We start from the raw sequence: 26,896 nt of genomic DNA on the forward strand, positions 1-26,896 counted from the left end.
CCTCGACACCGAGCCAGTGCTGGATGAGGAAGGTTCCGTGGAAGCCGAGGAACAGCATCCAGAAGTGGATCTTACCGAGGCGCTCGTTGAGCATCTTGCCGGTCCACTTCGGCCACCAGAAATAGAAGCCGGCGAACATGGCGAACACCACGGTGCCAAACACCACGTAGTGGAAGTGGGCCACCACGAAGTAGGAGTCCGAGACGTGGAAGTCCAGCGGCGGGGAGGACAGGATGATGCCGGTCAGGCCGCCGAACAGGAAGGTCGCGAGGAAGCCGATGCTCCACAGCATGGGTGTCTCAAAGGTGAGCGAGCCGCCCCACATGGTGCCGATCCAGTTGAAGAATTTCACGCCCGTCGGCACCGCGATCAGCATCGTCATAAAGGCGAAGAACGGCAGCATGACCGAGCCGGTCACGTACATGTGGTGTGCCCACACGGTCACGGACAGCGCGGCGATCGAGATGGTCGCGTAGACCAGGCCCTTGTAGCCGAAGATCGGCTTGCGGCTGAAGACCGGGAAGATCTCCGAGACGATGCCGAAGAACGGCAGCGCAATGATGTACACCTCGGGGTGGCCGAAGAACCAGAACAGGTGCTGCCAGAGGACGGCGCCGCCGTTCTCGGGATCGTAGATGTGTGCACCAAACTTGCGGTCGGCGCCGAGGGCGAATAGCGCTGCTGCCAGCGGCGGGAAGGCCATGATCACCAGGATGGCGGTAACCAGCGTGTTCCAGGTGAAGATCGGCATGCGCCACATGGTCATGCCCGGGGCGCGCATGCAGATGATCGTGGTGATGAAGTTGACCGCGCCAAGGATGGTGCCGAAGCCGGACAGCGCCAGGCCGAAGACCCACAGGTCACCGCCCACGCCGGGCGTGAATGTCGTGTTGTTCAGCGGCGCGTACGCAAACCAGCCGAAAGCGGCAGCACCCTGCGGGGTGATGAAGCCTGAAACGGCGATGGTGGAGCCGAACAGGAAGAACCAGAAGGCCAGCGCGTTCAGTCGCGGGAAGGCAACGTCCGGTGCGCCGATCTGCAGCGGCATGATGACGTTGGCAAAGCCGGCGAACAGCGGGGTGGCGAACATCAGCAGCATCACCGTGCCGTGCATGGTGAACAGCTGGTTGTACTGCTCCTTGGTCTGCAGGACCTGCATGCCCGGTTCGAACAGCTCGGCGCGGATCAGCAGCGCCATAACGCCGCCGAAGCAGAAGAACACAAAGGACGCGATCAGGTACATGTACCCGATCGTTTTGTGGTCCGTGGTGGTGATCCAATTGACGACGATGCGTCCCTTGCGCTTCGGCACCACCTGGGCGTAGGCGGTAGGCGCCGCAGTTCCGGAGGCGTAATCATAAGTGGCCATGGCCGGCTCTTTCCCGTCGTGCATCCAGGTGGGATCTATTCTTCGAATTTACTGACGGCGGGACGTGCTGTCCAGAGGTTGTGCTGGCCCGGCCGCGAGCCCGACAGGCCATACGTTTTTCGCGCGCTTCCGCTTGGCGGGTCCACCGGCCTATATCGCCCGAAGGCCCGTTTGAGTACCGTGGCCTCATGCAGAAAATTTCGATCGACGCCCTGGCCCGGCAGCAGCTCGCCGCGGCCCTTGCAGCGAACAACGGGCGGGCTGCCGACACCGTCTATGGCGGGCATGAGAAGGTGCTTCGCCAGACGGTCATGGCGCTCAAGGCCGGCACGCAGTTGAGCGAGCACCAGAATCCTGGTGACGCCACAGTCTTCGTCCTTCAAGGGAGTCTGCGGCTGCGGGCCGGCGACGACTCCTGGGACGGCAAGCCCGGTGACCTGCTGATCGTTCCGGCGGGACTGCACAGCCTGGAAGCGGAAGAGGACTCGGCATTCCTGTTCACCGTGGCAAAGGCTGCGAGGTAGAGCCGCACCTGCCTCCCGACTCACCTGCGGATCACGGCCGGCGACCGGCCCTACCGGGATGAGGCCGGAAGGCCTATCTTTGACCTGACACAGCCCGAAGGAAAGGAACCACGGTGTTCACCTTGCAGATCAGCTATCCGGTCCGGGACTACGAGGCTTTCAAGAAAGTATTCGACAGCGATCCTGCAGGCCGCGCCGCCTCGGGCGCCAAGTCTGTCCGCCTGTTCCGGGATACAGACGAACAGAACAGCGTCGCCGTGCTCCTTGACTTCGACACCAAGGACGCTGCAACCGCCTTTCTGGAGCGGCTCCGCAGCGACGTGTGGGACAAACCGGAGGTGATAGGGCAGCTGATGACGGCGTCGCCGACAGCCAGGATTCTGGAGGAGGTTGCCCGCGAGGGTCAGGCCGCGGGCTGACCGCTTCGAATCCGGTCGCCACCACGGCGGGTGGTGACGCGGCCGGTGCCACTCAGGCACGGCCGTAACCAAGTTCGGCCTCCCGCGCAGATGTGGGACAGACTGTTTCCGTGAGCAACAAACCTCGGACAGCCCTCGCCGTGGCCGGCCTCAGCCTGGGCACTTCGCTGAACCCGCTGAACTCGTCCATGATCGCCGTCGCCCTGGTGGTGTTGCGCGCGGATTTCGGGCTCGACGTCGCCACGGTCACCTGGGTGATCACCGCCTTCTACCTCACCTCCGCGGCGGGCCAGCCGCTGATGGGCCGGCTGGCGGACCGCTTCGGTCCGCGGCGCCTGTTCACCTTCGGGATGGTACTGGTGGCGGCAACCTGCGCGGTGGCCCCGTTCGCGCCAAACTTCGCCCTGCTTTGCGTCGCCAGGGCATTCATGGCGCTCGGCACGGCCACCGCCTACCCGAGCGCCGTCGTCATCGTCGGCGCGCTGGCCCGGACAGCCAACGTGAAGTCCACCCGTCCGCTGGGCCGGATCCAGATGGCCAACACGTCCGCGGCGGCGGTCGGCCCCGTGGTGGGCGGGCTGCTGGTAAGCCTGGTGGGCTGGCAGGCGCTGTTCCTGATCAATGTGCCGTTGTCCCTCGCGGCACTGCTCGTCGTCTGGAAATTCGCCCCGGTGGATGAGGACCGCGAGCGCGGGAGTGCCGCGGAGCTGCTGCGGGACTCGGACATCCCCGGCATCCTGGGCTTCGTCGGATCCCTGCTGCTCACCATGATGGCCCTGCTGAATGTGCTGCCGAACGTGCGCTGGTGGCTGCTTGCCGGCGGGACGTTGCTGGCGGCCCTGTTCGTCTGGAGGGAGCTGAAGTTCAGCCCGCCGTTCCTGGACCTGCGGCTGCTCGGCAGGAACCGGCCGCTGCTGCTGGTCTACCTCGGCTTCGCCGTGTTCAACGGCATCTATTACTTCGCATTCTTCGGCCTGCCGCAGCTGCTGCAGGAAGCGGCGGGCTACGATCCCGGCGTCGTGGGTCTCCTGATGCTGCCGCTTGCAGCGATGTCCGTGATCGCGACGCCGTTCGCGGTCCGCGCGATCGACCGCTTCGGTGTGCGGCTGGTGCTGATTGCCGGGGTGCTGTTCCTGGTGGCCGCCGCGGGAACCATGTGGCTGCTGACTGCCTCGTTCGCCATCCCGCTGGTGCTGGTGCTCACCGCGCTGATGGGCATTCCGTGGAGCGTGGTGAGCATCGCCTCCAGCCAGGGCATGTACGTCTCCACCCAGCCGCACGAACGCGGGGTGGCCGCGGGTATCTTCCAGACCTGCCGCTACCTTGGCGCCATCACGGCCACGGTGATGATCGGCATCTTCTACGGGAGCGGCGTGAACCAGGCCAACTGGGGCCTGATGGTGATCGCCATGCTGGTGCTGGGCGGCGTCGCCTTCGGCGTGACGCTGCTGTGGCGGGAGCGGAAATGACGCACTTGGAGCAGGGCTGAATACACCGAAAGGGGTGCGCTGCTTGCTCTGGATAAGCCGGTACCAACGGCATCTTGACAGGCGATTTGAGCAGGAATAGCGTGCGCCTTAACAGGGCGCTCTGTCCTGTGTATTTCGGCGCTGACCCTGGGCCGGTTCTGCTTGGCGACAGCGCCAGCGAGGAGGGTCCTGTGTCTTGGGAAATATCAGGAACGTATGTTGGAAACTGCAATTGCCAGTTGATTTGCCCCTGCCCGATTGACGGGGCGCCCACAGGGCCGGACGGCGAATGCCGCGGCCTGAATATCTTCCATATCGCCAAGGGAAACATGGATGAGACGGACCTGGCCGGCGTCGACTTCGCGTTCTCCAACTGGTTCCCGTCGAACCTCAGCGCAGGTGGCTGGAAGGTGGGAGTGGTCGTCGACGACGGCGCATCGGCTGCGCAGGCCACGGCTTTGGAAACCATACTTCATGGTGAGGCCGGCGGCCCGTTCGCGGATTTTGCGGCGTTGTACGGAGATTGGTTAGGCGTCGAGCGTGCAAGCATCTCGTTCTCTGGTGGGGACAGCCCGTCGGGTTCGGTGGCCGGGCGCGCTGACGTCAGATTCGAGCCGCTGCCGGGGCCGGGCGGCGGGTTCACCACCGAGAAGAACGCGATGTTCGGCTTCGCCCCGGAATTCCGGATCGGAAAGGGACCGGGCCACTCGGACCTGTTTGGCCTGGAATTTGACGGCGTCTACGGCGAGACGTTCGACTTCACCTTCGCCAGCGAAATGGCCGAGGGCGCCCCTAAGGGCCGCGGTTAAGTGCGGCCGGTCGATGTATCAGAGGAGGCTGTTTAGGCGGGGCCGCGCGCGTATCTTTTCGCGCGCGGCCCTCTCCCGTTCTACTGCCCCGTCCGGGCTCGCCGCCGCTTCCCCCGTCAGCCCCGCGCCAACGGCGCCAAGCCCGTCAGCGGCGGCTTCGGTCCCGGCAGGATCCCGGATGGATCCACGGGAGATTGGCCTGATCGCCACGTTGCTGATTTTGGCAGCGATGAGCTGGATCTTCACGTCCACCCAGCTGAGCGGGATGGACATGGGCCGCTGGACGGACCCGGGTCCGCTGGGATTCTTCGTCACCACGTGGGTGGTAATGCTGGCGGCCATGATGTTCCCCTCCGTTGCCCCCATGGTGGTGGCCTATGACAGGATCCAGCACCACCGGCGCGGGCAGGGGCGGTATGCCCCGGCCGGCTCCACTGCGGTGTTCGTGGCAGGGTATCTCATCGCTTGGACGGTGTTCGGGGTGCTGGCTTACGGGCTCTACAACGCAGTGGCGTCGCTGCTTCCCGGCTTCTTCGGCACGGACCAGGGCGGCCGCTACCTGGCCGTCGCCGTGATCCTGGTGGCGGCGGCCTACCAGCTGACGCCCGCAAAGAACGTCAGCCTGATGAAATGCCGGAACCCCATGGACTTCCTCCTGCACGGCCTACGCCCGGGCTACAGCGGTGCGTTGCGCATGGGGATTGAGCACGGGGCCTGGTGCGTCGCCTGCTGTTGGGCGCTGATGGTGGCCCTGTTTGCGCTAGGGGTGATGAGCCTCGGCTGGATGGCGCTGATCGGGGCCTTCATTGCGGGGGAGAAGATGCTGCCTTGGAAACGGCTGGCCAACCGCTCCGTTGCGGTGGCGCTCGCCGTGATTGCACTCGGTGTGGCCCTCATACCCGCGGCGACGGGCGGCATGGGGATGTAGCCGGCCGCCCCGCACAACGCGCGGCGGCCGTGGAAACGGGGGAATTCTGACGGGTCTCATCCAACAAAGGAGCCGACAATGGCTGACGGGGCTGGACTGATCGAGCGGTTTTATAAGGAAATAATCGAGGGCGGAAATCTTTCCCTCATTGACGAGTTGTCGACGGATGACTACATCGATCATGAGGAGGCCCTACCAGGGCAGCCGCCCGGCAAGGATGGTGTTCGCTACTTCGTGAATGCGATCCGGACGGCGTTCCCGGATATTAAGGTCAAGACGATCGAAGCGTCATTGGCCGACGGAAACCTGGAGGCCTGCCACGTAGTTCTCACGGGCACTCATCGCGGGGAAATGGCCGGTATGCCCGCAACGGGCAAGAGCGTCGAATTCGGCACAACTGACATTATCCGCGTCGAGGACGGCAAGGTGGCCGAGCATTGGGGAACCACGGACAACTTGACCCTCATGCAGCAGCTTGGTGCAGTCCCTACCTAAGGGGCATCCGGCCAACAGGGTTTCCCGCCGCCGCTCCTAGCCGACGGCGGGAGGCACAGCGTGCGGCACCGTCCCGTGGCGGTGCCGCACCCCTATGCCCTAGGCGCGGGCGGAAACGTCCGCCGCAGTTGCGGCAGCCACGTTCACGGCAGGGGCATCGGGTGCGGGTGCGTTGGCCCTTTGCGGATCCGCTGGTTTCTGTTCCGCTGCCACATAGCCCGCCTCTTTCGGCCCCGGCGGATAGGCATGCTGGCGCCCGGTCACCACAATCACGAGGGCGATGACGACAGGTACCGCAGCGGCGACCGGCACCAGCAGCGGGCCCGCTGCAGTGAGGGCGGCCGCACCGTAAAGCGCACCGATGGTGATCCCCAGCTGGATGGTCAGCACGGTGAGGCCGTTGGCGGCTTCGCGGTACTCCTTGCCGGCGCGGAGGATGGCGGACTGGTTGTAGATGCCGATCGCGCCGAAAGCCGCTCCCCAGACCGCCATCAGCACCAGGGCGCCGGGGACGGTTGTGCCGCCCAGCGGCAGGAGGAGGAACGCGGCGGCGACTACCGCCGTCGTGATCAGCAGTGAACGGCGCGGCCGCATGTCCACGGTGATGCCGGCGATCCAGATGCCCACCAGCCCGGAGAATCCCAGTACGGTGAGCGAAAGAGTGATGCTGTAGTCGGGCAGGCCGGCCTCACGGAGGAACGGGGCGATGAAGGTGAACAGCGCGAAGTGCGCCATCAGCATCAGCGGCCAGGCGATGGCCACGGGCTTCACTCCGGGCTGGCCGATCGCCTTGCGCAGCGACGGCCGCGGGGCGTCCGGGACCCTCCGCACGGCGGGAAGCAGCCACATGGCCAGCGCCGCGAGCACGACGCCGGTGCCCGCGAGCAGGAGGAAGGACGCCCGCCAGCCGATCACGGCGCCCAGTGCGGTTCCCAGCGGGGCGCCGATGGCCAGGCCAAGGCTGTTGCCGCTGAACACAATGGCCATCGCCTTGCCCACCTTGTGGGCCGGAACAATGCGCGCCACGAAGGGGGCCATCGCGGTCCAGAGCAGGCCGTGGGCGATGCCGCCCACCAGCCTGGCGGCGAGGGCGGAGCCGAAGTCGGACACCAGGCCCACCAGGGCGTTGCTGATGGCGAAGGTCAGCACCAGCGACACCAGGAGGATGTGGCGGGGGATGCGGGACAGCAGCATGGCGGCCGGGATCACCGTGGCCACGATGACGGCGGCGTACCCGGCAGTGAGGTAGCCGGCCACGGGTTCGGACACGTTGAGCCCGGCGCTGATCTGGGGGAGCAGGCCGGAGGGCAGCAGTTCGGTGGTGATGGCGGTGAAGCCGATCATCGACAGCACCAGCAGCGCGCCGAAGGGCATGCGCTCGCGTGCGGAAACGGAGGTCGCGGGAGACACGGGTGAGGAGTCCTTTTCAGGGAGTGGGGAAGGAACGCGGCGCCGGTTGCCGGTGTCCTTCACTCAAATTACCTGATTTATTCGACCCGAGGCAGGGTCTGCCAGACCCACCCTCACGGGCTCGCCCTGACGCTACCGTCTCACTGCCTCCACGCGGTGACGAAGCCGCCGCGCGACTGGCCGGACGTGCCGGAACCGCCCGTCTGCTCCGGTCCGGGCGCGGAAGTCTCCGCGGGGTCAGCCTCGGTGGAGTCAGTCTCGGTGGATTCAGCCAGCGACAGGTTGCGGCCATACATCGAACACAGCTCGGGGACGGTGTGTTCGCTGCAGTGCCAGCCCGCCGATTCGAGCAACTCCGCCGGGTCAGGCGGATCGGCCCGCGCCAGCAGTTCGCTCATGGAAAGCCCCGTCTGGAGGCTGAAGTCGCGCAGCTTTGCCTCCAGACCGTCAGTCTTGGGCAAGGCCACCGCCCGCTCAATCACCACCCGGGATCCCGACCCCGACAGTGCCGCCACCTCCTCCAGTACCGCCAGCTGGGCGGCGGCATCGAGGTACGGCAGCAGGCCTTCGAGGACCCATGTGGTTGGCTGCTTCGGATCAAAGCCGGCCGCCAGGAGTGGCTCGCGCCACGGCCGGGACAGGTCCGTAGCCACAGTGATCAGCTCGCACGCCGGCCCGGCGGACAGTCCCGTCAATACGGACGCCTTGAACTCCAGGACGTTGGCGTGATCGATCTCGATGACCCTGGCCCCGTCCGGCCACGCGAGCCGGTAGGCGCGGGTGTCCAGCCCTGCGCCCAGGATCACGGTCTGGGCGGTCTGCGGGTCCGACGTCAGGAAGTCGTCGATGAACCGGGTTCGCATCCCGAGGTAGATGGAGGCCAGCAGGAGAGGCTGCTGGAACGGAGGGGCGTCTTCCGGGCTGGCGGGCCATGCCGTGGGCAGGTCCACGTGGGAGTGGGCGGCCTTTACCAGGGCGGCAGCGAACGGATCCGCGATGAGCTGGTCGGGCCGGGATGTCTCGACGGCACGGCCTGCTGCCACGGCAAGGGCGGTCAACGGCAGCCCGTGGTCCTCAAGTTCCGTCATGGGATCTCCACTGCTTCACCGCTTACCGCAATCCCGCCGGACGGGGGAGTATCGACTGTAAGCACGCTCGGGCGGCCCACATGGCTGCCTTGGTGGACAACAACGCGGCTTGGCGGCTCGACGAGTGAAAGCAAGCGGAGGTATCCGCCGAAGGCAGCGGCTGCCGAACCGGTCGCCGGATCTTCAGTGATGGTGCCAACCGGAAAGAGGTTGCGCGAGTCGTACACGCCCGGTCCAATCTCGCAGAGCGTCGTGACGGTGCCGGCCCAGTCCTGGGCATCCATCAGCGTGCGCATGGAGTCCGGGTCGAAAACAAATGAGTCAAAGGTCCTTCGTTCCGCGAAGACGAGAATGGGATGCCAGTTTCCTGCAAAAGCGATCATCGGAGGGTACTCAGGGTGCAGGTCGCCCCGGTCCGCACCGAGCAACCCGAGCAGGGTGGCCAGAACACCGTGGGGGAACTCGGCCACCCGCGGCTCAACGCTTGTGAAGCACGCCGTCACCGTTGCACCCTGGCCTGCAGTCTCGATCGCGACAGGTCCCACGGCCGTGTCGAAGACAAAGGTCCCCGTACCATCACGCCCTGACAGGGCGACGGCCAAAGCTATCGTGGCATGGCCGCAAAACGGCACCTCGGCAATCGGGGAGAAGTACCGGACACGGTTTCGGCGGAAGTCGCCGTCAACACTGGCTTCGGTGACGAAGACCGTTTCCGCATATCCGATGTCGGCTGCGATGGCCTGCATCCGGGCGTCGTCGAGACGGGTTGCGTCCAGGACGACACCCGCCGGATTTCCCCCTTCGGGGGTGGTGGTAAAGGCGGCATAACGCAGTACTTCGGAGGTCATTTCCATTCCGGTATCCTCGCACGTCATCCGGCTCCGGCCGTCAACTGTGCCCCCAGCACGGCCGGCCCGGTCAGAAGGGTTGTTACCCGACGCCCTGGGCGGGACGATGATTCCAGGCTTCCCGAGGAGCGTTTCAACGCGCTGGCCTCACGAAGGGACTGGGACCGGTTCGAAAACCGGTCCCAGTCCCTTCGCCAGAGCCTAGGAGCAGACTCGCCCCAAACCGGGGTTTAGTAGTCGCTGAACTTCACCTGCAGGTCGCCGTTCGCCACTGTCACAAGGGCTCCGAAGGATATCGTGTCCGTATCTTTCTTAGGCTGCCAATCTGGTTTGCTCGAGCTGTACGATTTGTTGGTCTCGTAGCTGACTGTGGCTTTGCCAGATGTCTCGGTCCTTAGGCGCCAGACCAGTGTGCTGCCCTTGGATGAGTAAGTGTCCTTGGTCAGCGAGAAGACTGGTTTAGCGTCCAATGCCCAGGTGAAGTTCCGTGCGTAGCTTCCGGCGTACATGCTGTTGGGGCAATTTGCCGGAGATGCTTCGGTAGATTTCAGGCATTGGGCCAGGTATGCCTCCGCTTGCACGCTGACTTCTTTTTCAAGTTCACCGGAAGGCCGAATGGAGAGGGAGGCCTCCCCGCGCTGGTGCGAGTCGCCAATCTTCACGAGGGCGGTTGATTTCTCCGCTTGCAGGTATTTTTCCGATGCAGGTAATTCGACGATGTACTCCCCAGGGAGCGCAGGGATCTTCAGTTCCGAGTTGGAGTAAATTCCGGGATCAGCGCCTGTTTTGACTTCCTGCCCGTTGACTAGAATCGCGGGCATCCAAGTATCCAGTTTGATAGACAACTCGCTTATTGGTGCTGATTCCATGCGCCAGTGGTCATCCAGCAAGTCCGGATCGTCCTTTCGCAGGCTGTATGTCGTGCGCTGTTTCCGGCCGTCCTGGCGCAGTTCCGCTACGACAGTTGCCTGATCATCACTGGTGATGGAGGAAACGATGTCGAATCCATCAATGCGTTGGTTCGTCTTTGAATAAAGCTCATCAGTTAGGAGGATCCTCTGGTCGTTTGCCAGCGCAGGATCGGCGATGCCCATTGCCTTTCCGGCTTCGCCCTTGGTCAACGCTTCCAGGTAGCTCCGGACTGGCACCGCTGGCCCGTTCGCCCCTCTGATGACGTTGAGGGTGATTGCACTGCCAGCAGCCAGGACAGCCACAGATAGGGCGGCGATGAGAACAATTTTGATGTTCCGACGCTTGGATGGCGACAGCGGCTCCCGTGGGGCAAGGGCGGGATGGCTGACGGGAGTTGTCAGCTGGGCCGGGTATGAGGCAGACGTCACTCCGGTTGGTGTTGACCCGGCTCCCGCATAGGTCGAATCTGCGAAAACGGCAGATCCGGAGACTGCCGGCACGGTGTGAACGGTCCTCTTGACCAATGTGGCGGGGACGTAGGGGACAAGGTGGGGAGCTATAAAGAACGTCGATGCTTCGATGACGATTCCCCAAACCAGCATGATGAACGGTGTCCACCACGCAAGGGCAATTGTCCCACTGGCCTGGACCAACGAACCGGCTTGGAATGAGCCGGAGATCGTTGTGATCCACGTGAGCAGCATCCCGGCAAAAAGGAACGCCAACGGCAGGGCAGCTCGGGCTAGCCACGGGTTTACGACTGCAGGGCGGCGGAGGTACCAAAAAGTGGAGCTGACCAGGACGGTTATGAGCGCCAACACCAGGAGCACCCATCCGGTCCATCCGGGGATACCGAATTGGGACAACCCGTCTCCAAAAGCCAACCCATATTCGGAACCTGCAGCATTTGATGAGCTGGACCCATATGAGCTCATACTCCAAGACCGCCCGGCCGCACCCAGGTGTGCGAGACCCACGAGGAACAATCCTGCTGTTGGCGCCCAAAGCGGTGCCGACAAAGTCGCCTGCCAGCCAAACTTAATCCCCAGGGCAATGGTGACTGCGGGGAGCACCACTGCCAGGAGGGTGCCGTAGTGAACACCGACGACTTCCAGGGCGGCAACTGTGTTCGCCCGAAGTCCACTGCTGGCGCCTTTCCGAGAATGCGGGGGGACTACCCCCGCGTAGGCGGCGCAGGCCCCGATCAGAAACGCGAACACGACCGAACCGAATGTCACGGAAGTGACGGGCGAGGCTTGAATTGAGGGGACGTCTGGAAACGATATTGCGAAGACGGCAGCGCTCACGTTGACAAGGATGGTCAAGGCCAGCCCGGTGCTCAGTGCAAAGATTCCGGGGTGTGGCATCTTGTCGACGGCGACGCGTTTCTGGGTCAATCGAGCACCGAAATACAGCAGGGCAATCGAAATTACAGTCAGGATCAAAGGGGCCGCGAATCCCCCTCCCGAACCGTCTATGTTGCCCAGGAACGGGATGGAGGCTTTCACGCTGAGCCCCGGTGCGCCAAAGAAGCCCATTGCAACAAGCTGAACGGCCAGTTGGGCCACCATCGACCACGGGGACTGCTTCATGTCTGCTGGGATCATCGGGTTGCTGGGCAGGTCAGTGCTTCCGCTGTTGCTGGCCGAGAAACCCGCGAGGGCCAGGACAACCAGTATGAGGGAGGCGAAAAAGGCTGCAAGGAAGGTGGCGGCTGCCAGGGCTGCGCCAGGGGCCAGCGTGATGTAGTTGAATGACCGGACGACCTCTGGCAGGGTCCTGGGTGCGGCCGGGCCGGGTTGAGGGTGGCCCGCTGGTGTGCCTGTTGAATCCGTTGCGACGGGTGGACCGTCAGCTGGAAGTTGTGAGTCGCTCATATTTTCCCCCAATATTTGCTTTGATTATCTGGATGTTGCCATTCACAAACACACTCACCTGATAAAGGAGCGTGGAAAATGAATGTTTACCGATTCCTAATGACCACTTGACCTTATCCTGAGGTTGCCTATTCGTAGGTCCCGGCAGTGACGGTGCGCGCCCGCCGGTGGGCACATACGGCAATTGTCTTCGACGCTTGCCCCCGCCCTTCTCACGCTTTCGGGCAGGGCTAATCGGCGGTTTACAGCGGAATGAATCCGGCCCAATTCGCAAGGTCCATTTGAATTATGTGGGCAGCTTTTGCGTGTAAAGCCACGGACCCTTATAGAGGGGGCATCGGGAAGGCCCTAAAAACAAATGACACGGCTGAACGTCCCCGGCCCGAAAAGCACACCGTCACAGGTTTACCGTCGGCGCGACACCGGTGCCCGGTCAGTACTCGCCCTTGATCACGAAGTAGGAGCCGCGAATAACCCCCGCCAGCTTCGATTTTTGCCGGGCGAACTTGAAGCGCGGCGCCAGTTCCTCTGGAATTTCCATGCCATCGGCGAGTTTGAACCCGACCGCCCGCTTCCCGCCGTCGTCGATGCTGTACATGACGTTGACCGACAGCCCCGACTCGTAGAAAACGTAGGCCATCCGCAAACCGTCGACTTCGAAGGCGGTGGCTTCCAGCGGGCGGGAGCCGATGACGATATCACGCTCGTCCCGGAGGATCCGGCTCACCCGGTCCACCACCTCCGGAACCTCGCTGGCAGGGCTCACTGTGAAGACGTGGCTGTACTTGTTCCGGTAATAGCGGGCCTCGTTGGCGCGCAACCCGGCGAGGGTCTCGGCGACCGGAGACGACTCCAAGCCGACAGTAGAAACGTTCTCGAAGTCAACGGTGTACGGCATGCAGCCTCCTGGTACGGACGTGTTGGGACCATGCTAACGCGGCGACGTGCTGCCCGGACGTCAGGCAGTGACCCGTTGGGGGCATTGAAGCGGTCAGGCGGTGACGTCATTGGATGACGGGCGGCGTGGTGGTGGCGAAGCGCGTCCGGTATTCGGTCGGTGTGATGCCCAGGTGCCGGCCGAAAGCGCGGCGGAGGGTTTCGTCGCTGCCGAACCCGCTGTGCTCGGCCGCTGCGGTGATGCTGTGGCCATCGAGCACCAGTTGCTGCGCCCGGTCGAGGCGGACGCGTTCCACCCAGCGGGCCGGCGTGGTGCCCAGCTCCGCCTGGAACAGGCGGGTCAGGTGCCGGGCACTGACTGCCGCGGCCGCGGACATGGCCGGCAGCGTGTGTTCGGCCGTCGGATCGGCGCGCACTGCCGCGGTCAGGGCCCGCAGCAGGCTGCTGCGGGCCGGCGGCGTGGCAAGTGCCGTGGAGAATTGGGACTGCCCGCCCGGACGATGCATGAACACGACCAACTCGCGGGCTATCTCCCTGGCGGACTGCGCCCCGTGGTCGTCCTCCACTAACGACAGCGCCAGATCGATTCCTGCGGTGATGCCTGCAGAGGTGATGTACCGGCCGTCCCGGACATGGATGACGTCCGCCTGCACGTGCACTCGGGGGTAGCGGCGGGCCAACGTTTCGCTGTGCCGCCAATGGGTGGTTGCCCGGCGGCCGTCGAGCAGGCCGAGTTCGGCAAGCACGAATGCACCTGTGCACACTGAGGCAACCCGCCCCGCCCGCTCAGCGAGCATGCTGACGGCGGCCAGCAACTCGTCGTCGAGGCCCTGGTCGGTGAGCCGGTCGGCGCCGACGACGACAACCGTGTCCAGGGGCCCGGCGTCGGCCGCCGCAGTGGTGCCCGCCATCACCAGTCCGGAGGACGCCGTGACATTGCCGCCGCGCGGGGAGACCAGGACCGACGTGTACGGGAGGCCGGCCCGGATGGCCTGCTGCAGCACCTCGCCGGGACCGCTGACGTCCAGCATCGTCACACCGTCGAACACGACAAAGCCCATCCGCTGAGTCATGTCTGAATCTGTGGTTTTTCTGGCTGTACGGACATGGCCCCACTCTACCCTTCCGGGCGATGCTGGAAGAGACCACCAACCGCTGAGAAGAGGAAAACAAGATGACTGAATCGATCGCCGGCGTGGATATTCCCGACAGTGTTTTGGCGCGGGAAGCGACCGAACTGGTACGCGGGGTTACATCGCCGCTGCTGTTCGACCACTCCCGCAGGGTCTTCGTGTTCGGGTCGCTGCGCGGCCGCGGGCAGGGCCTGGATTTCGACCCGGAGCTGCTGTACGTAGGGGCAATGTTCCATGACCTCGGCCTGACCGAAAAGTACCGCCGCACCGATCAGCGGTTCGAGATCGACGGCGCAGACGAGGCCCGTCGGTTCCTGCACTCCCACGGAATCACCGGCGAGGAGGCCGACAGGGTCTGGACGGGTATCGCGCTGCACACCACACCGGAGATTCCGCTGCACATGGCCCCCGAGATTGCCCTGGTGACCCGCGGGGTGGAACTGGACGTCCTGGGCATCGGTTACGATGCCATCTCCGACGAACAGCGTGCCGCCGTGGTCGCGGCACACCCCAGGCCGGACTTCAAGGACGGCATCCTTGAAGCATTCACCGAGGGCATCAAGGACCGGCCGGACACCACATTCGGCAACGTCAAGGCAGACGTGCTCGCCCATTACGTCCCCAAATTCCAGCGCGGCGATTTCGTGGAAGTCATCCGGGGCTCCGACTGGCCGGAATAAGCGCAACCCCGGTTACCTAATCACCTAATCGTCGTTCTGATTCCCGGCCGGGTTCTGGACTACGGACCGCCGGTACGTGCTCGGCGTGAAGCCCAAGGTCTTTTGGAAGTCGTTCGTCAGGTGGGCGTGATCGGTGTAGCCGAGCTCGGCAGCTATCGCCGCGAGGTCAGCTGCCGGGTCGGTCCGGGACCGGTCAGCGGCCTCCTGCAGGCGGCGCCTTCGGATGAGCGCGGACGGGCTGAGGCCGATGTACTTCTTCGCCACCCGCTGAAGGGTCCTCGGCGAAACGAACAAACGCGCCGCGACGTCTTCAAGGCGGGTCACGTCGGTGCATGTTCCGACCAGGTCCATCATTGCGTTGGCAAGGAGGCCTTCCTCGGACACCTCCGGGCTCTCCAATACCAGCCAGTCGGTGAAAGCCTTCACCGCGCGTTGCCGGCGTTCCAGCGGATCGGTTCCGCTCATCGCCGCCGACACGGAGGCCTGCAGATCCACGAGCGATAGCGGCAGCTGGGCATCCCGCAGGCTCCCCGGATCAGCCGTGAAACGCGGAACCAGCGCGGGACGCAGGAGTGCCCCCACCGCCCAGCCCCGGCCCGTGAGGTCGCGGTGTGACCGGCGGGTTGTTGGGCCGGCGAACTCAACGAGATCCTGCTGGACCACCAGGTTGGACACCGGGAACGCGATGAGGTGCTGGCGTGACGTGTGCCCCGGCTCAATGTCCCATTCGGGGATCCAAAACCACTGCACCAGGTCCGTGACGGACTCCGGTGCGGGCACGCGGTGAAACGTGGGAAGCCGGGCCGGGTAGAGGATTCCCTTGAACGAATCCACCATCGGTGGCCACTCCTTATCCAGGCTGTCGCAATTCTCCAAGCCGCCGGGCGGACCGCTGCGTACCGTGAGATTTATGACTGATACTACAAGCACCGAACTGACCGCAGCCGCCGACGGCAAGCACACAACATCCGGCATCCCGCACGGCGTCACGAGCCTCACGCCGTTCCTGGCGATCACCTCTGCCAAGGAAGCGATCACCTTCTACCAGGACGTTTTCGGTGCGCGCACCGTCAGTGCCACCGAGATCGGCGGAATCGTGGTCCACGCCGACCTGGACTTCGGTCAGGGGCGGCTCCAAATTGGCGAGCCCAACCCCGGCTACCACCTCGTCCCGGCACCGAACGGCGACGACGACTGCTATTCCGTCGGCTTCTACTGCGCCGACGCGGACGCCCTCGTGGCGCGCGCCGAGCGGGCGGGTGCCACCATTCGGGAGCCGCTGTCCACCTTTGTCTCCGGAGACCGGTTCGCCAGCATCCGGGACCCGTACGGTGTGCGCTGGTCCATCATGACCCGCGTCGAAGACCTCTCCGAAGAGGAAAGCACCCAGCGCGTCGCCGACTGGGCCGCCACGCAAGGCTGAACCCACGCAGGACCTAGTCCTGAAGCACCTCAGTCCCGAAGCACCTCAGTCCCGCAGCACCCACGCGGCGTTGTCCGGCTGCAGCCAGCCGTCGGTTTCCAGCGGGACCGCGCTGGCGAGCACGGTCCCGGCCGGCAGCCGCACCGGCCCGGATCCCATCGCGACGGCCACCAGGAACTTCGGGCTGCGCTCGCAGATCAGCAGGTTCCCGTCCTCCACACGCCAGCTGCCGCCGTCGTCCGCGGTGAACACGCCCTGCTCCCGCAATTTGCGTCGGAGTCCGACGGCGGCAGTTACCAGTGCGAGCGTGGAACCGGGATCCTGCTGCTGGGTTTCGACCGCGTGGCTGCCCCAGCCCTCGGGCTGCGGCAGCCACGGCGGCGATGCGTGGCTCGCCGCCGGCTCAGCCCCGGAACCAAGCGAGAACCCGTGGTTCAGCGCCGCGTCCTCGGTCCAGGGCAGCGGGACGCGGGCGCCGTCGCGGGTAACGCCGCCGCGGGCCCACATGGGGTCCACCCGGGCCTCCACGGGGACGTCCACCTCGGGCAGGCCGAGTTCCTGGCCCTGGTAAATGTAGGCCGCGCCGGGGAGTCCAAGCAGTGCCAGCAGGGCGGCCCGGGCCCGGCGGACACCCAGCTCGCCGCCGCCCGCCCCGCTACCGGCGAAGCGGGTCACGGAGCGGACGATGTCGTGGTTTTCCAGCGCCCAGCTCGGCGCGGCACCGTGGAGCTGCCGCGCGGCCTCCAGCTCCGATCCCACAGAAGCCCAGGCCGCGGGATCCCAGCCGAGCTTCACGAAGGCGAACGCGAATGCCTGGTGCATCTCGTCCGCGCGGGTGTAGCGGGCTGCGCGGGCGGGTTCCAGGTTGACTTCGCCCACCAGCAGTCGGTGTGGCTGGTACTTCTCGGCGAGGGTGCGCCAGCGGCGGTACACCTCGTGGACTTCCTCCTGGTCCGAGACCAGCGGATTGGACCGCAGCCCGTCCACCACGGCGGTGGCGGACGCTGCGTCCGGTAGGCCGTCCGCCTTGAACAGGGCGTGCGCGACGTCGATCCGGAGGCCATCCACGCCCTTGTCGAACCAGAAGCGGAGCACGCCTTCGAAGTAATCGCCCACCGCGGGGTTCCGCCAGTTCCAGTCGGGCTGGCCGGCCGAGAAGAGGTGCAAGTACCACTCGGTGTCCGTAGGTGGACTGCTGCTTTCCGGGCCCGGGTCCGCTCGGCTCCAGGCCTGCCCGCCGAACACGCTCTGCCAGTTGTTGGGCGGCAGGTCACTGCGGGAGTCCGGGCCGGAACTGCGGCCCTCGACGAAGTGGAACATGTCCCGCTCCGGCGAGCCCGGCCCGGCCGCGAGGGCCTGCTGGAACAGCGGGTGGGCCGAGGAGCAGTGGTTGGGCACGACGTCGAGCAGGATGCGCAGGCCCAGCGAGTGGGCCAGCTCCAGCAGCCGGTCGAACTCGTCCATGGTGCCGAAGAGCGGGTCCACGCCGCAGTAATCGCTGACGTCGTAGCCCTGGTCCACCTGCGGGGAAGGCTGGAAGGGCGTCATCCAGATGCCGTCCACGCCCAGCGAGGCGATGTACGGGAGGCGTGCGGTGAGCCCGGCGAGGTCTCCCACGCCGTCGCCGTTGCCGTCCGCGAAGGAGCGCGGATACACCTGGTAGATGACGGCGGACTCCCACCAGTCGGCGTCGTGCGCTTCTTGTGAAACAGCGATAGCGCTCATTTGCCGGCCCCGGCGGTGAGGCCTTCCACGATCCGGCGCTGGAAGATCAGGACCATGATCACCAGCGGGACGGTGACGATCACGCCGGCGGCCATCTGTTCGCCGAACGGGGCCTGGAATTCGGTGGCGCCGGTGAACTTGGAGATGGCCACGGTGGCGGTCTGGATTTTGGGGTCGTTGATCATCGAGAGGGCGATGATGAACTCGTTCCAGCTGTGGATGAACGTCAGGATGGCGGTGGTGAACACTCCGGGCGCGGCCAGCGGCAACAGCACCCTCCGGAACGCCTGCCACTTGGTGCAGCCGTCGATCATCGCCGCTTCTTCGAGGTCGAACGGCAGCTGTTTCATGAACGTGGTCAGGTTCCAGACGGCGAGCGGGATGGCGAAGGACAGGTTCGGGATGATCATCGCCTGGTAGGTGTTGATCCAGCCGAGGTCCGTGAAGAACCTCAGCAGCGGGACCACCACCGAGATGCCGGGGAACATCGACGTCGCAATAATAACGCCGAGGATCACGGACTTGAACCGGAACTCCAGCCGGGAGATGGCGTACGCGGCGAACACACCCAGCACCAGGGCGAACACCGTGGTGGTGCCGGCCACGATCAGGCTGTTGAGCAGGGCCTGGCCGAACATGGTGGAGCCGTCGAACACCTTCACGTAGTTCTCGAGGGAGAACGGCGCAGGCAGGAAGGTGTTGTCGAAGATGTCCGCGGTGCGGCGGAGGCTGGAGACGATCATCCAGTAGAACGGCGCCAGGCAGTAGGCGAAGATCAGCACCAGCCCGGCGTACACGGAATAGGAGCGCCAGGTGCGCTTTTTCTTCGCTGGGACGGGCGTACCCGCGTTCTGCTGGCCGGCGCGCCGCTGACCGTCGGTGGCGAGGCTGCGGAGTTCGGTGATGGTCATCGGGTGGCCTCGGCCTTCTGTGAACGGTTTGCCTTGAGCTTCTTGCTGCCCAACTTTTTCGCGCCCGTGACGTCCGCGCCCAGCACCTTCACGAACACCACGGCGACGACGGCGACATACAGGAACAGCACGACGGCGAACGCGGAGGCGGAGCCGTAGCGGAGCTGGTTGGACTCGTCCCAGGCGAGCATGGAGAGGGTTTCCACGGACTCCTTGCCGGGCCCGATGAGGACGAACGGGAGGTCGAACATCCGCAGGGCGTCGAGCATGCGGAAGAGCACGGCCACCAGGAGCGTGGGCTTGACCAGGGGGAGCGTGATGGAGCCCAGCTGGCGCCACCAGCCGGCGCCGTCGATCTTGGCGGCCTCGTACACTTCCTCCGGGATGATCTGCATGCCGGCCAGGACCAACAGGCCGATGAACGGTGCCGTCTTCCACACCTCGGCGATGATCACCGCCAGCTTGGAGGCGGTGCCTTCGGCGGTCCAGAGGATCTCGCTGCCCAGCAGGCTATTGGCGATGCCGTCCGACTGGAAGATCCAGCGCCACAGCAGGCCGGAGACGGCTGTGGGCACGGCCCACGGGACCAGGATGCTGGCGCGGAGGAAGGCCCGGCCGCGGAACGCCCGGTGCATGGCCAGCGCCAGGCACAGGCCCAGGACGGTTTCCAGCAGCACTGTGGTCACGGTGAAGAACGTGGTGTTGCCGAAGGCGTTGAGGAAGCGCCGGCCGGATTCGCCCACGAACAGGTCCGCGTAGTTGGCCAGGCCCACGAAGGCCTCGCCCTCGGTGACGAAGCCGTCCGCGTCCAGCCCGGACTCTGCGCTGAAGAGGGACTGGTGGACGGCCGAAATGAGCGGGTACACGATCACCAGTGCCAGGACCAGGAGCGTGGGGGAGAGCAGCATGGCGGCCATACGGCCTTCGCCGGGCGTGCGGGTCTTGAGGCTGCGGCTTCTTGGGGACTTTAGGTCCTGCGGCGCCGAAGAATCAACTGTGGTTGTCATTTCGCGGTGATCTCTTCGAGCTTGGCCTGCATGTCCTTCAGGGCGGCGTCCGTGTCCTTGGCGCCAGTGAGCGCGGCGTACGCCTCTTCCTGGATGGCCTTGGTGGTGGCGCCGTACTGGACCACCTTCGGGCGGGGCTGGGCGTTGGTCAGGGATTCGAGCAGGGTGGGGAAGAACGGGCGCTTGGCCACGACGGCGGGGTCCTCATAGAGCGCGGCGTAGGCCGGTGCACGGGAGCTGAGGGCCAGGCGCTTCTGGGCTTGGTCCTGGCTGGTGAAGAACTTGATGAACTCCAGTGCCGTTGCCTTGTTCTGCGTGAAGGGGGAGACGGCCAGGTTGCGGCCGCCCAGGGTGGAGACGCCGGGGCCCTTGGTGCCGGGGATGGAGGTGATGTTGAACTTGCCGGCCACGGAGCTGGAGCCGTCCGTGGCGCTCAGCGACGAGTAGAGGAACGGCCAGTTGCGCAGGAACACCACTTTGCCGTCCTGGAACGCGCGGCGGCCCTGTTCCTCGAGGTAGGTGATGGCGTCGCTGGGGAAGAGGCCGTCCTTGAAGCCGTCCACCAGCTGGGAGAGGCCCTGCCTGGCTTCGGCGGTGTTGACGGTGGGCTTGCCCTCGGCGTCCACAATGCTGCCGCCGGCTGAGGCCACGGCTTCGGAGAAGTTGACGGTGAGCCCCTCGTTCTTGTCGAACTGGCCGGCATAGCAGGACATGCCCTTGGCCTCGGGCAGTGCCAGGACCTTTTCGCAGGCGGCCTTCATTTCCTCCCAGGTCTTGGGCGGGGCGGCCACGCCGGCGGCCTTCAGCAGATCGGTGCGGTAGTAGAAGAGCGCGCCGTCGGTGTAGTACGGGGCGCCGTAGAGGGAGTCCCGGTACTTCGCGGCGTTGACGGTGGCGGGGATCATGTCCGCCGTGGGGATGGCGTCCGCGGGGAGCGGGAGGACCCACTTGTTAGCGGCGAATTCGGAGTTCCAGACCACGTCCAGGTTGAGCACGCTGAACGTGTCCGACTTGATCTGGGCGTTCTGGATGAGCTGCTGGCGCTGCTGGTCCGCGGAGTCCGGGAGTTCGATGAAGGTGACCTTCTGGTCCGGGTGTGCGGCGTTCCATTCGTCAATGCTCTTCTGCGCGGCGCCTGAGGCGTCGCGGGAGGAGACGTAGTTGATGGGGCCCTTGCCTTCGAACGCCGCGGCGGCGTTGGCGGCGGCCTTGGGTTCCTGCGCGGATCCGCCGCAGGCCGTGAGCGAGACGGCGGCGGCCGTCACGAGGGCGGTGGTGGTGAGAAGAGTCTGCCAGGTCCGGCGGCGCTGCCTCATGTGTTGCTCCTTCAGGGGGTTCTGTCTGTTGTGTGGCAATTGGTTTCGGGCGCAGGGGAGTACGACGACGGCGGCACAAGTCAGTGCCGGCTGTTGCCGGTGGGGTTGTGGGTTGGGTTTGGTCTAGTTAGAAGTACAGGGTGGCGCCGTGGAGCCGCGTTCGATCAGCCGGTGCGGCATGATCTTCGGTCCCAGGTCGCGGGAGCGGAGGAGTTTCTTGACCGCCATCCGGCCCATTTCCTCGAGCGGCTGGGCCATGGTGCTCAGGGGCGGGTGGACGTGCAGGGCGGTGGAGGTGTTGTCGAACCCGAGGACGGAGACGTCTTCCGGGACCCGGCGGCCACGTTTCTGCAGTTCGTTCACCACGGCGGCCCCCATCTCGTCGCTCATGGCGAAGATGGCGGTGAGGTCCGGTTCCTGGTGGAGGAGTTCGTCCAGGCCGGCGGCGCCGCTTTCGTAGAAGAAGCTGCCGGCGGCGGTGACGGGGGTGCATTTGGCCTCGGCCATGGCGCGGAGGTAGCCGCGTTGGCGTGGCTGGGCCACGTAGACGGAGGCGGGGTCGCCGGCGAGCAGGCCGATGCGGCGGTGGCCGAGCTTCAGCAGGTGACGGGTTGCGTCGTAGGCTGCCTGTTCGTCGTTGATGGCCACGCTGGGTGAGCCGGACTTGTCGCTGATGGCCACGGAGATGATGGGGATGTTAGGCCCCAGCAGCTGCCGTGTTTCGGGGGTGATGACGGCGGAGATAAGGATGACGCCGGCCGCCCGGTAGGTGCGGAGCGTCCGCAGGTAGCCGGCGATGAACGCCGACTTGGCACCGGTGCGGCCCAGCATCACGGCGTAGCCGCGCTCCTGGGCTTCCTGCTCCACGCCCAGCATGACCTGCGAGGCGAGGGCATCCGACACCATCGGGGCCAGGAGCCCGATCACGGAGGTCTGCCGGGTTTTGAGGCCACGGGCCAGGTAGTCCGTTTCGTAGCTGAGGCTCCGGACCGCGTCCTCCACGCGCTCGCGGGTCTCGGTGGAGTAGCCCACCAGCCCGTTGACCACCCGCGAAACGGTGGCGGGAGATACGCCGGCGTGCTTGGCGACGTCCCTGATGGTTACCACTGTTTCTCCTTGCGGGTGCTGCTGGCACCGTCATACGCAAACGGTTTACGTAATCGGTTTCGTGATCTGCTGCACCAACACTAAACGGCGGCATTCGGGATTGCTGTACGTTTCGTAAACGCGGAGGCCGGGGGGAGCCATTGACAGCGCTGTCAGCGCCTTGAAGTGGGACGTGCGGGCGCTGTGGAGGCCGACGCCTAAGCGTCAGGTACGGGCTCGTTTCCCGGGGAACGCGGTTCGCAGCTGTCCCCGGAAGGTCAGCGGGCTGCGCCGGCTGACCGCGATGACGGAGAGCAGGCCTGTCAGCAACACAATGAGTCCGCCGGCGGCCACTGACCAGCGCGCGCCGAATTCCGTGCCGATCCACCCCATCAGCGGCGCCCCGACGGCGGTGCCGCCCTGGAGGACGGCCAGGTAGAGGGCCAGCACCCGCCCCCGGAACTGCGGCTCCACCGAGAGCTGGATGCTGGTGTTGCAGCTGTTCAGGAACGTGATGGAGGCCAGGCCCACCGGTATCAGTACCGCGGCATAGAGCCAGAACGACGGCGACACGCTGCCTACCAGCGTGAAGAACCCGAGCCCGAGTGCCCCGCCGAGCAGGAAACGCAGGCGGGGGCCGGACCGGCGGGCCGCGAGCAGGGCGCCGGCCAGGGTCCCGACGGCCATGATGGAGCCCAGCAGCCCGAATTCACCCGGTCCCACCCCGAACTCCGCGGTGGACATCAGCGCGTTGGTGATGGGGAAATTCATCCCGAAGGCGCCGAGGATCCCCACCATGACCAGGATGAGCACAAGGTCCGGGCGGCCCCGCACGTACCGCAGGCCCTCGGCCACCTGGTGCTTGCCGCGGACTGCCAGCGTGGCCGGGGCCAGTTCCGAGGTGCGGATCCGGAACAGCGAGATGATGACGGCGGCGAAGCTGGCAGCGTTGAGCAGGAAGACCGGCCCGGTGCCCACCCAGGCAATCAGCACACCGGCGATGGCGGGGCCGGTTAGCCGTGCCGTGTTGAAGGAGGCGGAGTTCAGGGCCACTGCGTTGGCCACCTTGTCCTGCCCCACCAGTTCGGAGACGAAGGACTGGCGGGCCGGTGCGTCAATGGCGCTGGCCAGCCCCAGGCACAGGGCGGCCAGGTAGGCGTGCCACAGCTGGGCGGTGCCCGTCACCGCCAGGAGTCCGATGGCCAGCCCGCACAGGCCCATCGCCAGCTGCGTCCAGAGCAGGATCACACGTTTGCGGTGCCGGTCCGCGAGCACGCCGCCGTAGGGGCCAAGCAGCAGCATCGGCAGGAACTGCAGGCCGGTGGTGATGCCGACGGCCGTGCCGGAGTGGTCGGTGAGCACGGTCAGTACCAGCCAGTCCTGGGCCACGCGCTGCATCCACGTGCCGATATTGGAGACGAGCGCCCCGCCCGCCCACATGCGGTAATTGCGGTTCTCCAACGCCTGGAACATGGCGCTCATTTGGCACTCAGCTGCTGCATGATGCGGGCCGCGCGGCTCAGGATCCGGCGGTCTTCGTCGCTCAGTCCGGCGACCCGGTGGGCCAGCCAGGCAGTCCGTTGCTCACGCGCCTCGGCCAGGATGGCCTCGCCGGCCGGGGTGATTCCCACCTGGACCTGGCGTCCGTCCAGCGGATGGGCTGTCCGGGTGACAAAGCCCAGCTCTGTGAGGGCGTTCACGATCCGGGTCATGGAGGGCGCCTGCACGTGCTCGCGTTCTGCCAGCTCGCGGAGGGTCTGCGGGCCGCCGCCGTTGAGTTGGGCCAGGACTGTGTACTGGCCCGGCGTGATGACGTCACCGGTTGCCTCCACGCGGAGCCTGCGGGAAGTGCGCATCACCGCCGTCCGAAGGTCGATGGCCAGAATGTCCGGCTTGATGCTGTCCTGGGGCTCCCGGTCCGTTGCCGTCACTGTGCGTTGCGCCTCCTGGGAATTTACTTAGCAATGCTAATTAGCTCTGCTAACCATTATGCTCCGAGGAGGTGCTGGCGGCAAGTGGGGATTATGCACGACGGAACCCCCGGGGGTTTCCGGGGGTTCCGTCGTCGTTCGCGTCCGGAAAAGCGTCAGACCTCGACTGCCGCCCGTCGGGCCCGGGCGGCCCGCACGAGGCCGCTGGACACCAGCGCTCCCACCAGAGCGAGCGCCGCGAGCACGATGAATACGATGTGGTAGCCGCCGGCTCCCGGATTCGCATCGAGGATGGCCCCGTAGACCATGAAGGCGAACATCCCGGGTGCGTAGCCCACCAGGCAGGCGGTGCCGAAGGCGGTGCCGCTGGTCTTCTCCGGGATCCCCACTTCGTCCATCGGCGCCCAGAACACACCGCGCATCGTGAAGACGATGAGCGAGAACAGCAGGGTCACCATCATGGCCGGGATCCGGCTGCCCGGATCGGCCGGCAGGACCAGCAGCACCGCCACCACCGGGATCAGGCACAGGAACGCCAGCCGGATGTACCGGCTCGCACCCTTGAACACCTTGTCCGCGAGAACTCCGCCGATCGGGCCGCCGAGGATCTTCAGGCCGTACTGGTTGATGATGCCGTAGGCGCCGACCAGCGCGACAGGCAGACCGTAGACGTAGGTCAGGTAGGGAATGAAGTAGGTGAGGCCGCAGTAGACCACGTACACCATGAACACGGTGAAGCTCACCCACCACAGCTGCGGCATCTTCGCCGCGCGCCAGATCTCGCCGAGGCCGGCCTTCTGCTTCTTCTCTGCGGGCTGCTCACCGACCTGCTCGCTTGTCTGATTTCGAAGCAGCAGGAACAGCAGCACGCCGACGGCGACGTCGATGATGGCGTAGAAGGCGATGGCCGCGCGGAACCCGCCGGTGCCTGAACCGAGGAGGACGAAGATTCCCAGTGCGGAGAATGCCACGGCCGTGTCCACGACGCCGCGGCCGCCTTCGAGCAGGCCGAAGAGCCGTCCCTGTTCCGTCGGGCCGCCGAGCTGGCGGATGCTCTTGAGCAGCGCGGGCCAGACCAGGCAGTCCGAGCAGACGGCCAGCAGCGCGAACAGGAGGAGGAGCGTGCCGAAACCCGGGAAGGTGCTCAGGAAAAGACCCAGCGCACCGGTGCCGACGAGACCGAGCGGGATGAGGATCCTTGTGGAGAAGCGGTCTGCGAGGTAGCCGCCCACGATGAAGAGAGCCGTTGCCACCATCGAGTTGACGCTCAGCAGCGTCCCGATCTCGGTGTGGCTGAGGCCCATGGCCTCCTGCATGGGGACGTAGAACGCGTCCTTGAGGTTGGCGAGCTTGTAGATTGTGCCGCCCGCCATGACCAGCAGGGCGAAGCGGATCCATTTGCTCCAGTCGGTGCGGTCCGAGGTCTTCTCGGGAGTGTTTGCCATTGTGGTCATCGTGCACCTGCCAGGGAGTTCGTGGTGTCGAGTTGCGAGACGGCGATGTCGCGCAGTGAGGTGAGCAGATCCTTCACATAGGCCACCTGGTGGTCGGCCCAGCCCGGTTCTGCAGCGAGCAAGTCATCCCGGGTCCAGCCGGCGGGGATGCCGGTGGTGCTCAGGTCGCGGTACGGGATGAACGGGTCCTCGCCCTCGCCGGCGTGGCGGAAGGCTGGAGCGTAGTAGAGGTTTTCCTGTTCGAGGGCCAGGGCGATGACCTGGGGCTCGTCCTCGCCGAGCATCAGGAGTTCGAAGAGCATCCGCGCACCGGGCAGATCGTCCTCAGGACTTCCCTGCAGCACGCCGCGGTGTCCGTACCCGTCCCCCTCGGGGAGGACATGCACCCCTTTCAGGTGCGCCTGCAGGATGTGCGGCGCGAGCGCGGTGAGGGCATCCAAGGGGCGCTCGCAGGCATTGATCATGTTCCCGAAGTCGAACATGGCGTGCAGTCGCGGATGGGAGACCCGGCGCAACAGCTCTGCGATCTCGGTGGATCGCAGTTCCTCGTGCTGCTCGAAGGAGAAGTGCAGATCGTGTTCGTCTGCGAGGGAGGCGAGCCGGCGCAGGTCCTGCTCGATCAGGGTCATCACCCCGGAGAGGGTGCCCTCGAAGCGCGAGTAGAGGCGGATGTGCTCGACGCCGAGGACTCCCGCGATGCGGACCGCCTCGTCCACGTCCGCGCGCAGGGTTGTGCTGATCTCGAGGTGGATGCTGAGGCCCAGGCGGCGTGCGCGGCCGGCGAACCCGCGCAGCTGGTCGTCGCTCATCCGGCCCAGGCTCCGCTCTTCGCCGTCGAGGAGGTGGATGCAGGCGCCGGCCAGGCCGTGACGGTGCGCGAAGTCGAGCACATCATCGGGCCCGTATCCGCCGTAGGTCAGGTTGCCGAGGAGGGCATAGGCGTGGGCGAACAGGCGGGCATTGTCGATCCGGTTGATCAGGATCCGGGCGAGCTCGTCAGTCAGGCGGGGCAGGGACTCCGCTTCCTCGTCATTGAGGCGGGGTCTTAGGAGCGCCTGGAATCGGGCGTCGGCTGGGGGCATCGGGGGCTCCTCGGGAGGCGTATCTGGGGTGGTGGCGAATGTCACTCCTCATTTGTACGCGCGTAATGGATTACTCAAAAGATCCATTATGCGAGTAACTATT

At 65.6% G+C, this 26,896-nt stretch carries 25 protein-coding genes; 8 read left to right on the forward strand and 17 right to left on the reverse strand.

The annotated features are described in order from the left end of the window. Positions 1–1,369: cbb3-type cytochrome c oxidase subunit I (locus AC1DRE_RS16170; RefSeq protein ID WP_476985534.1), on the reverse strand; the 1,369-nt coding region annotated here is incomplete at its 3' end. Between the two features lie 188 nt (positions 1,370–1,557). On the opposite strand from AC1DRE_RS16170, the gene AC1DRE_RS16175 reads away from it, so the two are divergent. The 6 genes from AC1DRE_RS16175 to AC1DRE_RS16200 all read left to right on the forward strand — a co-directional run bounded on the left by AC1DRE_RS16175 (position 1,558) and on the right by AC1DRE_RS16200 (position 6,013). After that, positions 1,558–1,893 carry a cupin domain-containing protein gene (locus AC1DRE_RS16175; RefSeq protein WP_476985535.1) on the forward strand — a complete coding sequence of 112 codons (336 nt, stop codon included), beginning with the start codon at positions 1,558–1,560 and terminating at the stop codon, positions 1,891–1,893. A gap of 113 nt (positions 1,894–2,006) precedes the next feature. Further along, positions 2,007–2,312, forward strand: a complete 306-nt coding sequence (locus AC1DRE_RS16180) for a hypothetical protein (RefSeq protein ID WP_476985536.1) — start codon at positions 2,007–2,009, stop codon at positions 2,310–2,312. 110 nt (positions 2,313–2,422) lie between these two features. Next, positions 2,423–3,781 (forward strand): MFS transporter, encoded by a 1,359-nt coding sequence (locus AC1DRE_RS16185; protein WP_476985537.1) that lies wholly within the window; start codon positions 2,423–2,425, stop codon positions 3,779–3,781. Between the two features lie 191 nt (positions 3,782–3,972). After that, entirely contained in the window at positions 3,973–4,590 is a 618-nt protein-coding gene (locus AC1DRE_RS16190; protein ID WP_476985538.1) for a DUF1326 domain-containing protein, read from the forward strand. Between the two features lie 178 nt (positions 4,591–4,768). Further along, positions 4,769–5,518: a DUF2182 domain-containing protein gene (locus AC1DRE_RS16195; protein WP_476985539.1), complete on the forward strand. Its 750-nt coding sequence runs from the start codon at positions 4,769–4,771 to the stop codon at positions 5,516–5,518. A gap of 78 nt (positions 5,519–5,596) precedes the next feature. Beyond that, complete coding sequence (locus tag AC1DRE_RS16200) at positions 5,597–6,013, forward strand: ester cyclase (RefSeq protein WP_476985540.1); 417 nt, start codon at positions 5,597–5,599, stop codon at positions 6,011–6,013. Positions 6,014–6,112: 99 nt separating this feature from the next. On the opposite strand, the gene AC1DRE_RS16205 is transcribed toward AC1DRE_RS16200, so the two are convergent. The 6 genes from AC1DRE_RS16205 to AC1DRE_RS16230 all read right to left on the reverse strand — a co-directional run bounded on the left by AC1DRE_RS16205 (position 6,113) and on the right by AC1DRE_RS16230 (position 14,118). After that, positions 6,113–7,423 (reverse strand): MFS transporter, encoded by a 1,311-nt coding sequence (locus AC1DRE_RS16205; protein ID WP_476985541.1) that lies wholly within the window; start codon positions 7,421–7,423, stop codon positions 6,113–6,115. A 140-nt stretch (positions 7,424–7,563) separates the two neighbouring features. Then, complete coding sequence (locus AC1DRE_RS16210) at positions 7,564–8,511, reverse strand: SAM-dependent methyltransferase (protein ID WP_476985542.1); 948 nt, start codon at positions 8,509–8,511, stop codon at positions 7,564–7,566. Next, on the reverse strand, positions 8,508–9,359 hold the full coding sequence (locus AC1DRE_RS16215; protein WP_476985543.1) for a PhzF family phenazine biosynthesis protein: 852 nt from the start codon (positions 9,357–9,359) through the stop codon (positions 8,508–8,510). The genes AC1DRE_RS16210 and AC1DRE_RS16215 overlap by 4 nt, the downstream gene beginning before the upstream one ends. 230 nt (positions 9,360–9,589) lie before the next feature. Continuing rightward, positions 9,590–12,148 (reverse strand): hypothetical protein, encoded by a 2,559-nt coding sequence (locus AC1DRE_RS16220; RefSeq protein WP_476985544.1) that lies wholly within the window; start codon positions 12,146–12,148, stop codon positions 9,590–9,592. 433 nt (positions 12,149–12,581) lie between these two features. Further along, positions 12,582–13,046, reverse strand: a complete 465-nt coding sequence (locus AC1DRE_RS16225; RefSeq protein ID WP_476985545.1) for a phage tail protein — start codon at positions 13,044–13,046, stop codon at positions 12,582–12,584. A gap of 106 nt (positions 13,047–13,152) precedes the next feature. Next, complete coding sequence (locus AC1DRE_RS16230; protein WP_476985546.1) at positions 13,153–14,118, reverse strand: GlxA family transcriptional regulator; 966 nt, start codon at positions 14,116–14,118, stop codon at positions 13,153–13,155. Positions 14,119–14,219: 101 nt separating this feature from the next. Here AC1DRE_RS16230 and AC1DRE_RS16235 point away from each other — a divergent pair, with 101 nt between their 5' ends. Continuing rightward, complete coding sequence (locus AC1DRE_RS16235; RefSeq protein ID WP_476985547.1) at positions 14,220–14,858, forward strand: HD domain-containing protein; 639 nt, start codon at positions 14,220–14,222, stop codon at positions 14,856–14,858. A 24-nt stretch (positions 14,859–14,882) separates the two neighbouring features. Here AC1DRE_RS16235 and AC1DRE_RS16240 read toward each other — a convergent pair whose 3' ends face one another. Continuing rightward, the gene (locus AC1DRE_RS16240; protein ID WP_476985548.1) at positions 14,883–15,695 is read right to left on the reverse strand and encodes a helix-turn-helix transcriptional regulator; all 813 of its coding nucleotides are present in this window, start codon (positions 15,693–15,695) and stop codon (positions 14,883–14,885) included. Positions 15,696–15,768: 73 nt separating this feature from the next. Between AC1DRE_RS16240 and AC1DRE_RS16245 the strand changes: the two genes are divergently transcribed. Next, entirely contained in the window at positions 15,769–16,281 is a 513-nt protein-coding gene (locus AC1DRE_RS16245; RefSeq protein WP_476985549.1) for a VOC family protein, read from the forward strand. A 45-nt stretch (positions 16,282–16,326) separates the two neighbouring features. Here the strand turns inward: AC1DRE_RS16245 and AC1DRE_RS16250 are convergent, their stop codons facing one another. From AC1DRE_RS16250 to AC1DRE_RS16290, 9 genes are all read right to left on the reverse strand, one after another. Further along, complete coding sequence (locus AC1DRE_RS16250) at positions 16,327–18,006, reverse strand: alpha-amylase family glycosyl hydrolase (protein WP_476985550.1); 1,680 nt, start codon at positions 18,004–18,006, stop codon at positions 16,327–16,329. Beyond that, entirely contained in the window at positions 18,003–18,917 is a 915-nt protein-coding gene (locus tag AC1DRE_RS16255; RefSeq protein ID WP_476985551.1) for a carbohydrate ABC transporter permease, read from the reverse strand. Before AC1DRE_RS16255 ends, AC1DRE_RS16250 begins: the two co-directional genes overlap by 4 nt. Beyond that, entirely contained in the window at positions 18,914–19,924 is a 1,011-nt protein-coding gene (locus AC1DRE_RS16260; RefSeq protein WP_476985552.1) for a carbohydrate ABC transporter permease, read from the reverse strand. The genes AC1DRE_RS16255 and AC1DRE_RS16260 overlap by 4 nt, the downstream gene beginning before the upstream one ends. Then, positions 19,921–21,240, reverse strand: a complete 1,320-nt coding sequence (locus tag AC1DRE_RS16265; RefSeq protein WP_476985553.1) for an ABC transporter substrate-binding protein — start codon at positions 21,238–21,240, stop codon at positions 19,921–19,923. The genes AC1DRE_RS16260 and AC1DRE_RS16265 overlap by 4 nt, the downstream gene beginning before the upstream one ends. 123 nt (positions 21,241–21,363) lie before the next feature. Beyond that, entirely contained in the window at positions 21,364–22,347 is a 984-nt protein-coding gene (locus AC1DRE_RS16270; RefSeq protein WP_476985554.1) for a LacI family DNA-binding transcriptional regulator, read from the reverse strand. 204 nt (positions 22,348–22,551) lie between these two features. After that, the gene (locus AC1DRE_RS16275) at positions 22,552–23,808 is read right to left on the reverse strand and encodes an MFS transporter (protein WP_476985555.1); all 1,257 of its coding nucleotides are present in this window, start codon (positions 23,806–23,808) and stop codon (positions 22,552–22,554) included. Continuing rightward, positions 23,805–24,182 (reverse strand): MarR family winged helix-turn-helix transcriptional regulator, encoded by a 378-nt coding sequence (locus tag AC1DRE_RS16280; RefSeq protein WP_214950871.1) that lies wholly within the window; start codon positions 24,180–24,182, stop codon positions 23,805–23,807. The genes AC1DRE_RS16275 and AC1DRE_RS16280 overlap by 4 nt, the downstream gene beginning before the upstream one ends. Positions 24,183–24,412: 230 nt before the next feature. After that, complete coding sequence (locus AC1DRE_RS16285; RefSeq protein ID WP_476985556.1) at positions 24,413–25,711, reverse strand: MFS transporter; 1,299 nt, start codon at positions 25,709–25,711, stop codon at positions 24,413–24,415. Then, complete coding sequence (locus tag AC1DRE_RS16290; RefSeq protein ID WP_476985557.1) at positions 25,708–26,793, reverse strand: sugar phosphate isomerase/epimerase family protein; 1,086 nt, start codon at positions 26,791–26,793, stop codon at positions 25,708–25,710. Before AC1DRE_RS16290 ends, AC1DRE_RS16285 begins: the two co-directional genes overlap by 4 nt. Positions 26,794–26,896 lie beyond the last annotated feature (103 nt).

The organism is Arthrobacter sp. P4_H3 (genome assembly GCF_056400885.1).